This window comes from Eggerthella hominis, assembly GCF_014287365.1.
In the GTDB taxonomy this organism is placed as follows: domain Bacteria; phylum Actinomycetota; class Coriobacteriia; order Coriobacteriales; family Eggerthellaceae; genus Eggerthella; species Eggerthella guodeyinii.
Map to the genome: position 1 here is coordinate 193,668 of NZ_JACOOA010000002.1, position 13,303 is coordinate 206,970.

General features: G+C 67.3%; 11 protein-coding genes. 2 read left to right on the plus strand and 9 right to left on the minus strand.

The features are described 5' to 3' along the window. Positions 1 to 14: 14 nt before the first annotated feature. From H8S61_RS05590 to H8S61_RS05610, 5 genes are all read right to left on the minus strand, one after another. On the minus strand, positions 15 to 650 hold the full coding sequence (locus tag H8S61_RS05590; RefSeq protein ID WP_186938261.1) for a 4Fe-4S dicluster domain-containing protein: 636 nt from the start codon (positions 648 to 650) through the stop codon (positions 15 to 17). 156 nt (positions 651 to 806) lie between these two features. Beyond that, positions 807 to 1,673 carry an NrfD/PsrC family molybdoenzyme membrane anchor subunit gene (gene nrfD, locus H8S61_RS05595; protein WP_160941881.1) on the minus strand — a complete coding sequence of 289 codons (867 nt, stop codon included), beginning with the start codon at positions 1,671 to 1,673 and terminating at the stop codon, positions 807 to 809. A 6-nt stretch (positions 1,674 to 1,679) separates the two neighbouring features. Further along, the gene (locus H8S61_RS05600) at positions 1,680 to 2,216 is read right to left on the minus strand and encodes a 4Fe-4S dicluster domain-containing protein (RefSeq protein ID WP_154333541.1); all 537 of its coding nucleotides are present in this window, start codon (positions 2,214 to 2,216) and stop codon (positions 1,680 to 1,682) included. Between the two features lies 1 nt (position 2,217). Further along, positions 2,218 to 4,413, minus strand: a complete 2,196-nt coding sequence (locus tag H8S61_RS05605; protein WP_186938262.1) for a molybdopterin-containing oxidoreductase family protein — start codon at positions 4,411 to 4,413, stop codon at positions 2,218 to 2,220. Between the two features lie 36 nt (positions 4,414 to 4,449). Further along, positions 4,450 to 5,127, minus strand: a complete 678-nt coding sequence (locus tag H8S61_RS05610; RefSeq protein WP_186938263.1) for a molecular chaperone TorD family protein — start codon at positions 5,125 to 5,127, stop codon at positions 4,450 to 4,452. A 101-nt stretch (positions 5,128 to 5,228) separates the two neighbouring features. Between H8S61_RS05610 and H8S61_RS05615 the strand changes: the two genes are divergently transcribed. Further along, the gene (locus tag H8S61_RS05615) at positions 5,229 to 6,824 is read left to right on the plus strand and encodes a helix-turn-helix domain-containing protein (protein ID WP_186938264.1); all 1,596 of its coding nucleotides are present in this window, start codon (positions 5,229 to 5,231) and stop codon (positions 6,822 to 6,824) included. A 289-nt stretch (positions 6,825 to 7,113) separates the two neighbouring features. On the opposite strand, the gene nrfD (H8S61_RS05620) is transcribed toward H8S61_RS05615, so the two are convergent. The 4 genes from nrfD (H8S61_RS05620) to H8S61_RS05635 form a co-directional block, all read right to left on the minus strand. Beyond that, positions 7,114 to 7,980: an NrfD/PsrC family molybdoenzyme membrane anchor subunit gene (gene nrfD, locus H8S61_RS05620; RefSeq protein ID WP_186938265.1), complete on the minus strand. Its 867-nt coding sequence runs from the start codon at positions 7,978 to 7,980 to the stop codon at positions 7,114 to 7,116. 6 nt (positions 7,981 to 7,986) lie between these two features. Then, a complete protein-coding gene (locus tag H8S61_RS05625) occupies positions 7,987 to 8,520 on the minus strand; it encodes a 4Fe-4S dicluster domain-containing protein (RefSeq protein ID WP_160941886.1) in 534 nt (177 codons plus the stop codon). Between the two features lies 1 nt (position 8,521). Then, entirely contained in the window at positions 8,522 to 10,714 is a 2,193-nt protein-coding gene (locus H8S61_RS05630; RefSeq protein WP_186938266.1) for a molybdopterin-containing oxidoreductase family protein, read from the minus strand. A gap of 71 nt (positions 10,715 to 10,785) precedes the next feature. Next, positions 10,786 to 11,379, minus strand: a complete 594-nt coding sequence (locus H8S61_RS05635; protein WP_186938267.1) for a molecular chaperone TorD family protein — start codon at positions 11,377 to 11,379, stop codon at positions 10,786 to 10,788. A gap of 317 nt (positions 11,380 to 11,696) precedes the next feature. Here H8S61_RS05635 and H8S61_RS17620 point away from each other — a divergent pair, with 317 nt between their 5' ends. Then, positions 11,697 to 13,298: a helix-turn-helix transcriptional regulator gene (locus tag H8S61_RS17620; RefSeq protein WP_186938268.1), complete on the plus strand. Its 1,602-nt coding sequence runs from the start codon at positions 11,697 to 11,699 to the stop codon at positions 13,296 to 13,298. Positions 13,299 to 13,303 lie beyond the last annotated feature (5 nt).

The following is a 13,303-nucleotide window of genomic DNA, read 5'->3' on the forward strand; positions in this document are numbered from 1 at the left end:
GCTCTTCACCTCGCTCATTTCAAGTAGTAGACAGACGGGTTCGTGCCCAGCTCCTCGCGCAGGCGGAACGCCCGCGGCGAGGCCGCCAGCCGCGCCACCTTCGAGGATGGGTCGTTCAAGTCGCCGAAGTACCGCGCATCGCCGATACACGTCTCGCAGCACGCGGGCGCCTCGCCCTCGGCGATGCGGTGCGCGCAGAACGTGCACTTGCGCACCGTGCCGTACGCGCCGCGCGCGCCGCGATCCACGCCGTACTCGGGCGCGGTCACCTGGTCGGCGGCCTGCATCTCAAGCGCGTACGACGAGCCCTCGTCGGCCGAGCGCGCGCCGTAGGGGCAGGCGGCGATGCAGTACTTGCAGCCGATGCACCGGTCGGCGTCGATCACGACGATGCCGTCTTCGCCGCGGTACGTGGCGCGCACCGGGCACACCGACACGCACGCCGGGTTCTCGCACTGCATGCAGGGACGCGGCACCGTCTCGATGCGCACGTTGGGGTACGTGCCCGTCTCCTGCTCGAGCACCACGTTGTACGTGATGCCGGGAGGCGTGCGGTTCTCGGCCTTGCATGCGACGGTGCACGAGTCGCACCCGACGCACTTCGCAAGGTCGATGACCATGCCCCAATGCGGAACGTGGGAGTCTTCCATGGATGGCACCTCGATTCGTCTGAAAACAGGCGGGCGCCACGCGGAGGGGGATGCGCGACGCCCTGGGGAGGGGGAACGGCGGCTCCGAAGGGGATCGGGCCGCCCGCGTCCCGCCGGGGGGGGTGGCGGGACGCGCGGATAAGCAGCGTAAGCGAACTACAGGAACAGCACCGGCAGCGCGGCCAGGATGACCAGCAGGCGCAGCATGAAGCCGCCCACCAGCACGCCGGCCTCGCCGATGACGCTCACCACGAGCGAGGTGGTCGACGTCTCGACGCGCTTCGCGATGAACACCGGGTAGCCCTCGATGAGGAACGGCGCCACGAGACCCAGCAGCACGATGCCGCCCCAGAACGCCGGCGCGTACTGCCCGGCCACGAGCGACTGCACGGACGCCGCGCCCTCGAAGCTGCCCGCCGCGACGATGATGAGCATCGTGGCGAGCACCACCATCTCGATGGCCGACAGGATGACGTGCGACTTCTTGATGAGCCACATCTGCTCGAAACGCTCGCGATCCACGATGAGGCCCACGAGCGACGTGGCCGCGAGGCCCGCCGACAATGCCGACACCACGAACAGGATAGGCAGGACGGCGTTGTTCCACAGCGGGTACGCCTTCACGACGCCCAGCAGGAAGCCGGTGTAGGCCGCCACGGCGAACGCCGCCACGATGCCGATCCACGTGAGCCACTTCGGCACGCGCTTCTTGAGGATCTCAAGCAGCGCCACCACGAGGGCCACCGGCATGTACACGCAGATGAAGTACACGCCCAGCGTCATCACCGAACCGGGGTTCGAGACGAGCCAGAAGAAGCGCAGCGGGTTCATGAGCCCGGCTTCGGCGTCCAGCATGAGCATCAGCAGGCCGATGCCGACGAACACGGGAGCGATGATGCGGCCAGCGACGCGCATCTTCACGCTCTCAGGGTACTTGGCTTCGACGAACGCGGACGTCAGGAACGCTCCCGCCGACGCGCCGGCCAAAAACAGGTACCAAGCGATCATAGGTCCCCAAACCATGGTTCATCACCTCACGTAGTAGATCTTGGATACGGTCAGATTGCTGCCGAGCGGTTGCGCATGGTACTGCGCGATGGCCTGGTTGATCTCGCTCTCGGGATCGTCCAGGTCGCCGAAGATGCGCGCGCCCGAGATGCAGGTTCCCACGCACGCGGGCGGGTTGCCCGGGTTCTCGCCGTCCCAGCAGAAGCGGCACTTCTCCACCACGCCGGTCTTCTCCTGCACGATGCGTGCCTGGTAGGGGCACGCGGCCATGCAGTACTTGCAGCCGATGCACTTGTTCTCGTCCACCAGTACCACGCCGGAATCGGTGATATAGGTGGCGTGCGTCGGGCAGACGGCAGCGCAGGGAGCGTCCTCGCAGTGCATGCACTGGGTGGGGACGATCTCGTTGTAGACGTTGGGGTACTCCCCCGTCTCGATCTCGTGATACGTGATGAACGATTCCTCGGGTTCCAGATGGTTCTTCATCTGGCAGGCGATGCGGCAGGCCGAGCAGCCGACGCACTTCTTCGTGTTGATGAGCATTCCGTAGCGTGCCATGTTATGCCTCCACCTTCTTCACCGTGACGGCTACTTCCTGGCTCATCATGGAGCCCACGCCCGGCTCGGCGTCGAGGGGGATGAAGTCGTTCAGGCTGATGCCGTACTGATACGCGCGCGTCTGCTGCGGCGAGTCTCCGCCGTAGTGCGTGGGCAGGAACACCACGCCGGGCTTGAGGCGCTGCGTCACGCGCACCTCCACCTGGCCGGTATGCTCGCTCGACGACACCTCCACCGTGTCGCCCGTCTCGATGCCCAGATCCCGAGCGTCGCGCGCGGCCATCCACAGGCGCTCCATGTGGTACTCGCGCGAGATGGCGTTGAGCGCGGCGATGTTCTGCGTCATGGTGTGGGAGTGGATGCCCTGCTTGCCGCCGATGATGGAGAACTCGCCGTCCTTCGGCGTCACCTTGCGCGGCACCCAGCCGATCACCGGGTTGAGGCCGGCCTCGCCCACCTTGTCGGTTTTGAACTCGAACGTGCCCGACGCCGTCTTGAACGCGGGCACGCCGTACTTGAAGCCCGGGTCGGGCAGCTCCACCACGCCGTCCTGCTTGATCTGGTCGAGCGTCACGCCCACGGTTGCCAGCTGGGCTTCGGCCCAGTCCTCGGCGGTGAACTGGAAGTACTCGCCCACGCCGCAGGCTTCGGCCAGGCCGTTGAATATCTCGTCGCACGTCTTCGTGTCGGGGTGGATCTTGTCCAGCACCACCGTGCGCATGCCCACGTAGTGCTTCTTGCCGCCCACGAACTCGGGAAGCTCGAGGCGCTCGAGGTAGGTCACCTCGGGCAGCACGTAATCGGACTGCAGCGCGGTCTCGGACATCTGCACGTCGATGGTCACCACGAGCTCGGCCTTCTCGAGGGCCTCGGCCCACTTCTTCGGCTGCGCATAGCCCTTCGCGGCGTTCGAGTTGTAGAAGAACACGCCCTTCATCGTACCGTCGAGCATGGCCTGCAGCGCGGCGATGTTCGTGCCGGCGCTGGCGAGGGCCAGCGGGTACTCCTGATCGCCCACGCGCTTGGCCTCGGGCTTCGCGGGCGCCTTGAAGCGGGCGTCCTCGATGGTGCCGGCCTTCGGCGAGGACGTCAGCAGCGCGCCGCCCTTCGCGCCCCAGCTGCCCAGCAGCGCGTTGATGGCCGTCGCGGCGCGCGCCGTGTCGAACGAGTTGTTGTACGAGCAGCCGATGACGGCGCGCCAGCCCGACTCGATGGAGGCCGCCGGGGCCGCCTTCGCCATGGCACGGGCAAGCTCTTCGATGGTGGCCGCCGGGATGTCGGTGATCTTCTCGGCCCAGGCCGGCGTGTACTCCTTGGCCTGCGCGGCGAACTCGTCGAAGCCGGAGGTGTACTGCTCCACGAAATCGTGGTCGTACAGGTCCTCCTCGATGAGCACGTTCGCCATGGCCATGAGCAGCGCCAGGTCGGTGCCGGGATTGATGGGCACCCAATCGCTGGCGAAGATGCCGGAGTTGTTGAGGCGCGGGTCGACGATGACCACGCGCGTGCCGTTCTCGGCCGCGTCGGCCAGGCTCTGCACCGACGAGGGACGGATGCCGTCGCCGTAGCTGCGGCCGATGAACATGACCATCTTGGCGTTGGCGAAGTCGTTCGAGTAGCCCGTGGCGCCGATGGTCAGCTGGTAGGCGCTCTCCTTCGACAGGTTGCACGACGAGGAGTGCGCGTACACGTTCGCCGAGCCCAGCGCGTTCATGAAGCGGGCGGAGTACTGCTTGCCCGAGGGGCGCGGGTCCTGGATGATGGCCAGCGACTCGGGGCCGCTCTGCGCGATGAGGGCCTTCGTCTTCTCGCCGATCTCCTGAAACGCGGTGTCCCAGTCGATGGGCTCGAACGAGCCGTCGTCCTTGCGGCGCAGGGGCTGCGTCACGCGCTCGTCGGAGTACGCCATCTGGGCCAGGCCGTGGCCGCGACCGCAGATGCGCCCCTTCGCGTACGGGTGCGCCTCGTTGCCCTTGAGCGTCCACAGCTGGCCGTCCACCGTGGTGGCCACGAGCCCGCACTTGCTGGAGCAGCCGTTGCACAGCGACGGAGCCGTTTTGGTCGCGCCCGGTTCGGCCGCTACGGCGCGCTCCGCCTGCCATGAGCCGAGCGAGATGGAACCCGCCGCGCAGGCGAGCGCGGCCGTTGCGGCCGAACCCTTGAGAAACGTTCTACGCGATACCGTTGTCTCCCTCATTCCTTTCCTCCCTTTCTTGCCGTTCACTCGTCTTGTCTATCGCCTGTCGCCCTGAGCGCAGGCGCGAAGCGATGCGTCGCGCCCGTCCAGGACGGAGAGGGTTATCCTGTTCGCCAGCGCCGTGAGCGCCCGCAAGAACGCGATGCCGTCCAGCAGGTTCCGGCGGCGTGCGGGCACGAGCGCCCCGTTGTGCGCCACCATGTCGGCGCGATCGGCCAGCGCGGCGTCGTAGTCGCCCAGCCAGTCGAAGTGGTCGGTTACCAGCTGGCGGGCGGCGGCGTCGTTTCCCGCCTCCAGCAGCAGCGCCAGCAGCTCCAGCTCGAGCGTCAGGTGGTCGGGCATCGAGGCGAACGCCTCGGGCACGCGGATGGCCAGCTGCTCGTACACCGCGCCGAGATGCCGAGCCGGATCGCCCAGGTACAGCCCCCGGGTGGCGTCGAACGCGTTGCCCTCCTGCGCGGACCACGCCTTGTACAGCGACTCCACCGGCATCGCGGCCAGCGGCATGCCCGACACCAGCAGCTCGTTCTGGAACGATGAACGCGCCTCCCACGCCGGGAGCGCGAGCGCTTCACCCAACGAGGGGCCCGCCGCAACGCGCACATCCTGCCAAGCCGCGTTTTGCAGCACATGACCGTAATCCTCATCCTTCAGGTAGGAAAACAGCGGCGCGATGAGCGATAATAGGGAGGCTGTGTTCTTCGTAACGGGCACGGTTCGTCCTTTCTCGACGTGGCCCATCCTAGGCGCGATGCGAGCGGGCCGGGTAATCAGTTTCTGGTGATTTGAATGTTTTGCCTGATAGGGGGCTTGGTTTGAGCACTCGGCTGGCGGTTGCGCGCGACCGACGCAGCATGCGCATGGTGTGGAAGACGTTGCGGTTCCGCCATGTCGGCCTCGCCTTTTTCTGGGCGTGCAGCATGCTCACCTTCCGCAGCTCCATCCTGCTGCAAGGGCCCGCCAACACGCCGGAGCTCGAGACGCTCGTCGTGCTCATCTCGTTCATCGCGAACATGACCACCCTGTTCGCCATCGCCGCGTTCATGGAGCGCGACCCCCGCACCTTCGACCGGCTGCCCGGCTGGCTGTTCTGCGCATTCATCGTCGCGGGCCTCGTGGTCATCGACGTGGCAGGGCACACCGGCTCGGGCGGCGCGATGATGGCGCTGCTCGTGGGTGGCTCGGTGCTGACCGGCGTCGGCTACGGCTACTTCTGGGGAAGCTGGGCGGAGTACCTCGGGCGGATGCACCCCTCGCGCACGTCGTTCTACGTGCCGATGTCGTTCCTGCTGACGGCGGCCCTGTTCCTGCTCGTCTCGCTGGCGGCCGAGTACGAGAGCGTGCCGCCGCTCGCGCTCATGCTGCCCCTGCCCATCCTGTCGCTCGTGTGCCTGAAGCGCTGCCATGCGGAGGTGCCCGACGGGCGCTACGCGCGCACGGTGAACTCGAAGCGCTACCTGACGGCGCTCGCGTCGCTCGTCTCGCTCATCGTGGCCAGCCTCGTGCTGTCGCTGCTGTTCGGCCTCGTATGGGAGATGACCGTGCTGTCGGTGGGGTCGGTGAACGAGGCGCACCAGGCGCCGCTCGTGGCGAACCTCGTGGTGGCCGTGTGCCTGATCGGCCTCGTGCTGTACGCGCACAAGCGGTTGGATCTGGCGCTGGCCTTCAGCGTCATCGTGCCGGTGATCGTCATCCTGTTCGCCGTGCTGCCGTTTTTCTGGGAGACGAACCCCGTGGCGCTCAACGTCATCATGAGCGCGAGCTACGGGGTGTTCGACGTGATCATCTGGTACATGGTGGCATCGACCGCCTACGACTTCGCCGTGTCGGGCTTCGTCATCGGCGGCCTCGTGCGCGCGCTGTCCATCCTGGCGCGGCTGCTGGGCATCGGCATCGGCTACCTGCTCATGCTTATCCCCGGAAGCCCGTCGCTGCTGATCGTGGGCGTGTCGGTGGGCGCGGTGTACGTGCTGGCCATGCTGGGGCTGTTCTACCGCACGCGGCGCCGGGGCGCGCCGATCGTTGCCGCGGAGGAGCCGGAGTCCGAGACGGCCGCGCCGACGGCAGCCGCCGCGGCGACCCCGGCCGAGCCCGCGGCCGCTGCCGTGCCCGCGCCTGCGACCGCGGCAGCACCCAAGCCGCTGGCCGACGCGGAGGCGGGCGACGAGCCCGCCGCGCCGGCCCCCCTCAGCGAGGAGGCGGCGTTCGAGATGATCGCCGAGGACTTCAGCCTGACGCGCCGCGAGGCCGAGTTGCTGCCCTTCATCGCGCGCGGGCGGTCGGCGCGCGTCATCGCCGATGCGCTGTTCGTGTCCGAGAACACCATCCGCACCCACACCCGCCGCATCCTCGAGAAAACCGACCTGCACTCCAAGCAACAGGTCATCGACCTCATCGAGAAGTACCGCTAGCGCGGCAAACTGGCAGAGAACGCGCCAAATGTATGGATTTTCGAGCCGCGAGGCTGAGGGGGAAAGAGGCGACCTGGGGTTTTGCAGGCAGCAGACAGCCGCAAGCAGCGAGAATCTATACATTTGAGGCGATTTCTGCCATTTCGGGCCCTCGGACGGGGACGACCCTCCCCCACGGCGGCGCGATTCGGCTCGCATAACGCGAAAGCGGCCCCCTCGCCGGTTCTCGGCGAGGGGGCCTCATGAGGGCGCCGCGGAGGGGGTTGCGGCACCCTGCGGATCGTGCGACTTACAGGTACAGCACCGGCAGCGCGGCCAGAATGACCAGCAGGCGCAGCAGGAAGCCGCCCACCAGCACGCCGGCCTCGCCGATGACGCTCACGGCCATCGAGGTCATGGACGTCTCGACGCGCTTCGTGACGAACACCGGGTAGCCCTCGATGAGGAACGGCGCCACGAGGCCCAGCAGCACGATGCCGCCCCAGAACGCCGGGGCGTACTGCCCCATGATCAGCGACTGCACCGACGCCGCGCCCTCGACGCTGCCTGCGCTCACGATGATGAGCATCGTGGCGAGCACCACCATCTCGATGGCCGACAGGATGACGTGCGACTTCTTGATGAGCCACATCTGCTCGAAGCGCTCGCGATCCACCAGCGGGCCCACGAGCGACGTGGCCGCGAGGCCCGCCGACAGCGCCGACACCACGAACAGGATGGGCAGCACCGCGTTGTTCCACAGCGGGTACGCCTTCACCACGCCCAGCAGGAAGCCGGTGTAGGCGGCCACCGAGAACGCGGCAACCACGCCGATCCACGTGAGCCACTTCGGCACGGGCTTCTTGAGGATCTCCAGCAGCGCCGAAACCAACGCCACGGGCATGAACACGCAGATGAAGTACACGCCCAGCGTCATCACGGAACCGGGGTTCGCGATGAGCCAGAAGAAGCGCAGCGGGTTGTACAGGCCGGCTTCCGCGTCGAAGATCAGCATGACCAGGCCGATGGCCAGAAACACGGGAGCGATGATGCGGCCGGCCACGCGCATCTTCACGCTGTCAGGATACTTGGCCTCGACGAACGCGGACGTCAGGAACGCGCCGGCCGACGCGCCGGCCAGAAACAGGTACCAAGCGATAAGGGGTCCCCATACCATTGTTCATCACCTCACGTAGTAGATCTTGGATTCGGTCAGGTTGCTCGCGAGCGGCTGCGCGTTGTACTTCGCGATGGCCTTCGAGATCTCGCTCTCGGGGTCGTCGAGGTCGCCGAAGATGCGGGCGTTCGTGATGCAGGTGCCCACGCACGCCGGCGGGTTGCCCGGCTCGCCCTCGTACCAGCAGAAACGACACTTCTCGACCACGCCGGAGTGCAGCTGGACGCGCACGCCGTAGGGGCACGCCGCCATGCAGTACTTGCAGCCGATGCACTTCTCTTCCTCCACGAGCACCACGCCCGAGTCGGTGGTGTACGTCGCGTGCGTCGGGCACACCGACGCGCAGGGGGCGTCCTCGCAGTGCATGCACTGCACGGGAACGTTCTCGGCGTACACGCTGGGGTACGACCCCGTCTCCAGCTCCTCGTAGTGGATGAACGCCTTGTCGGAGTCCAGGCCGTTGATCATCTGGCAGGCCACGCGGCAGGCGTAGCATCCCACACACTTCTTCGTGTTGATGAGCATTCCGTACCGTGCCATGTTATGCCTCCACCTTCTTCACCGTGACCGCCACTTCCTGGCTCATGGTCGAACCGACGCCCGGCTCGCCGCCGTGGAACGGCACGAACTCCGTCATGCTGATGCCGTACTCGTACGCGCGCGACTGGTACGGCGACGATCCGCCGTAGTGCGTGGGCAGGTACAGCACGCCCGGCTTGAGGCGCTCGGTCACCTTGCACCGCACCTGGTCGGCGTACTCACTCGACGCCACCTCCACGAGGTCGCCGTCGGCGATGCCGCGCTCGGCGGCGTCCTTCGCGCTCATCCACACGCGCTCGAGGTTGTACTCGCGCGAGATGGCGTTGAGGGCCTCGACGTTCTGCGTCATGGTGTGGGAGTGGATGGACTGCTTGCCGCCGATGAAGTGCAGCTCGTCGCCCTGGGGCATGACGAGGCGCTCCACGTAGCCGATGACCGGGTTCAGACCCGCGGCGCCCGCCTTCTCGCTGGTGAACTGGTACTTCTCGGTGGGAGTCTTGAACGTGGGCACGCCGTATTCGAACGCCTTGGACGTCACTTCGACGATGCCCTTCTCCTTGAGCTCGTCCATGCTCACGCCCAGCGTGTCCATCTCGGCCTTCGCCAGGTCCTCCACGGTGAAGTCGAAGTACTGGCCCACGCCGCACGCCTGCGCGAGGCCGGTGAAGATCTCGTCGCACGGCTTCGTGTCGGGGTGCACGCGGTCGAGCGCCTGCGCGCGCAGCGCCACGAACTGCTTCTTGCCGCCGATGTAGTCGGGCGCCTCCATGCGCTCGAGGTAGGTGCACTCGGGCAGCACGTAGTCGGCCTGCATGGCCGTCTCGGACAGCTGCACGTCGATGGCCACCATGAGGTCGAGCTTCTCGAACGCCTCGGACCACACCTTCGGCTGGGCGTAGCCCTTCGCCGCGTTGGAGTTGTAGAAGAACATGCCCTTGATGCGGCCGTCGAGGGCGGCTTCGAGGGCGGCGATGTTCGAGCCGGAGCTGCTCACCGCGCCGTACTCCTTGTCGCCGATGCGCTTGCCTTCGGGCTTCGGCGGATCGACGAAGCGCTCGTCGTCGATCTTGCCGGCTTTGGGCGAGCCGGTGATGAGCGCGCCGCCCTTCTGGCCCCACGAGCCCAGCAGGGTGTTGACGGCCGTCACGGCGCGCGCGGTGTCGAACGAGTTCTTGTACGCGCAGCCGAACGCGGCGCGCCAGCTGGGCTCGACGGCTGCGGCCGGGGCGGCCTTGGCCAGCGCCTGCGCCAGCTCGCGGATGGTGTCGGCGGGCACGTCGCAGATCTTCTCTGCCCACTCGGGCGTGCAGTCCTTCGCCTGGGCGGCGAATTCCTCGAAGCCCACCGTGTGCTGCTCGACGAACCCGTGATCGTAGAGGTCCTCCTCGATGAGCACGTTGCAGATGCCCATGAGCAGCGCCAGGTCGGTGCCGGGGTTGACGGGCACCCAGTCGGTGGCGAAGATGCCCGCGTTGTTGAGGCGCGGGTCCACGATGACGACGCGGGTGCCGGCCTCGGCGACATCGGCCAGGCTCATGGCGTGGGACGGGCGGATGCCGTCGCCGTAGCTGCGGCCGATGAACACGACCATCTTGCACGAACCGAAATCAACCGAGTAGTTCGACGCGCCGATGGTCTCGGTGAGGCCGGCTTCCTTCGACAGGTTGCACGCGGCTGCGTGCGTGTAGATGTTGGCCGAGCCCAGCGCGTTCATGAAGCGCTTCGTGTAGTACTTGCCCGACGGGCGCGGGTCGTGGATGAGCGCCAGCGACTCGGAGCCGTTCGCGGCGATGATGGCCTGCACCTTCTCGCCGATCTCCCGATACGCGGTGTCCCAGTCGATGGGCTCGAACTCGCCGCTCTCCGTGCGGCGCAGCGGCTGCGTGACGCGGTCCTCGCTGTACGCCATCTGGGCGAACCCGTGTCCGCGGGCGCACAGCTTGCCCTTGGAATACGGATGCTGCTCGATGCCGTTCAACGTGAACAGCGAGCCTCCCAGCGTGGTGGCCATGAGGCCGCACTTGCTGGAACAGCCGTTGCACAGCGACGGCGTGACGGCGCGATCGCCGCCGGCCGCATGGGCGCGGTCGGTGCGCCACGCGCCCAACGAAAGCGATCCGACTGCCGCGAGCGTGCCCGCCGCTGCCGCCGATCCCTTCAGAAACGTTCTGCGCGAAACCTGAGATTCGAACATTCCTCCTCCTTGCTTCTCGTCTTCATACGCTGCGGCCGAGCCGCAGCGCCCTCCCTGCCGGCGCGTTGCCCTCACGCCGCGCCTTCGGCCCATCCGTGCACGGCCCCGTCGATCGAGCGAACGACACCGCGCATGAAAGCGATGCCCTCCGCAAGGTCGCGGCGCTTCTCCTCGTCGAAGGCCGGGGCGCCTACAGCCTGCTCCGCTCGTGCAGCAAGCGTCGCGTCGTAGGCCCCCAGCCAATCGAAGTGGTCGTGCACCAGCATGCGGGCCGAAGGCTCCGCGCCGGCTTCGAGAAAGAACGCGAGCAGCTCCAACAGCAGCGTCAGATGATCGGGCATCGCCGCGAACGCCGGGGGCACGCTCAGCCCGCATGCGTCGCACAGCGCCCGCACGTGCTGCGCCGACTCGCCGCCGTACATGCCGCGCGAGGCGCGCATGACGCCGTCGGGCGTGCACCACGGCTTGTGAAGCGACTCCACCGGAAGCGCCGCCAGCGGCAAGCCCGCAACCAACAGCTCGCGCTCGAACGCGCGCCGCGCTGCAGCACGCGGCGTCGTCACCGCCTCGCCGGCAAGATGCGCCATGGCTTCCCACGAGCCGCGCTCGCCCGCCTCGTCGGGGCCCTCGAAACCCGGCGGCGCGAACAGCGGCGCAGCGTCCACGCAGGCGTTCCGCAGCAGGGCTGCGGGCGGAGCCAAAGGGGTTGCAGGGGCGTTTGCGGCGTTCGCATCGGGGTTCACGGGCGTCCTTTCTCGTCGGCGCTACACCCTAACCCCAGTGAATCGCTTGCTTATCATCAATAATTGATGATAATGGTGTTTAGGCTGATGAGGTATAGTATCGTCAGCGCGCTTCGAGGGAGGCGCTATCCGCAGCAGGGGTCGTGCGACCCCCGTCGAATCAAGCCCGGTATCGTCGAACGAGGGGAGTTTGCTGACCCATGCCCGAGTGTCCGCCCGAAGCGAACGAACGACGCAGCATGCGCATGGTATGGAAGACGCTGCGGCTCCGCCATCTCGGTCTCGCGTTCTTCTGGGCGTGCAGCATGCTCACGTTCCGCAGCTCCATCCTGCTGTCGGGACCCGTGCATTCCACCGGATATCAGACGCTCGTCGTGATCATCTCCTTCGTGGCGAACATGACCACGCTGTTCGTCGTGGCGTCGCGCATGGAGCGCGACCCGTCCTTCTACGACAAGCTGCCGCCTTCGGCGTTCACCGCGAGCATCGTGGCGGGCCTCGGGCTAATGGCCGGCTCGGGCGTCGCCGGGAGCGTCGGGCTGCTGCCCGCGTCGCTGGCCATCCTGCCGCTCGTGGCGGGCGCGGTGCTGGCCGGCGTGGGGTACGGCTACTTCTGGGGAAGCTGGGCCGAATGCCTCGGGCGCATGCACCCCGCGCGCACGTCGTTCTACCTGCCCGTGGTGCTGCTGCTGACCGCGCTGCTGTTCGTGGCGTTCTCGTTCTGCTCGGAGGAGTTGGGCGTGCCCGCGCTGCTGCTCATGCTGCCGCTGCCCGTGCTGTCGCAGCTGTGCCTGACGCGCTGCAACCGCGAGGTTCCTGACGAGCGCGCCGTCCTCGCCGCCGATTCGGGCCGGTACCGCACGGCGCTCGGCTCGCTCGTGAGCCTCATCGTGGCCAGCCTCGTGCTGTCGTGCCTGTTCGGCTACGTGTGGCAGATGACCGTGGTGTCGGTGGACTCCGCCTACGAGGCGCACCGGCTGCCGCTCATCGCCAACATCGTGGCCGCCGTCGCGCTCATCGGGCTCGTGCTGTTCGCACGCCGCCGCACCGACCTGGCGCTCACGTTCAAGGTGATCGTGCCCATCCTCGTGGTGCTGTTCGCGCTCATGCCGGTGTTCTGGAGCACGAACCCCGTGGAGCTCAACATGGTGATGAGCGCCTGCTACGGCGTGTTCGACGTGATCATCTGGTACATGGTGGTGTCCACGGCCTACGATTTCAGCGTGTCGGGCTTCGTGGTGGGCGGCATCGTGCGCGGCGTGTCCATCATCGCGCGGCTCGTGGGCATCGGCATCGGCTACGTGGTGATGCTCATCCCCGAAAGCCCGTCCATGCTGGTCATCGGCGTGTCGGTGGGCGCGATCTACGTGCTGGCCATGCTCGCGCTGTTCCAGCACACCAGCAACCGGTTCTCGTTTCTGAGCTTCGGCGCCGCGAAGGCGAGGGAGGCGGAAATCGAAGCGGCTCCCAGCTGCGCGGCGGCGTGCGGAGCGGCGTGCCCGCTGCAGCAGGAAGGCGAGGCCCCCGCCGCACAACCCGCTTCCAGGTCTGCCGCCGAACCCGTCGAGGGGCCCGCGGACGCATCCAGCAACGCGTCCGGCGACGCGCCCGGCAACGAGCCCGGCGGCGACGTGTTCGACCAGATAGCGGCCTACTACGGGCTGACGCGGCGCGAGGCCGAGGTGCTGCCCTACCTGGCGCGCGGACGCTCGGCCAAGGTGATCGCCGAGGCGCTGTTCGTGTCGGAGAGCACCGTGCGCACGCACACGCGGCGCATTCTGGAAAAGACGGCCCTGCATTCGAAGCAGGACCTCATCGATCTCATCGAGAGGTACGAGTGAGCGCC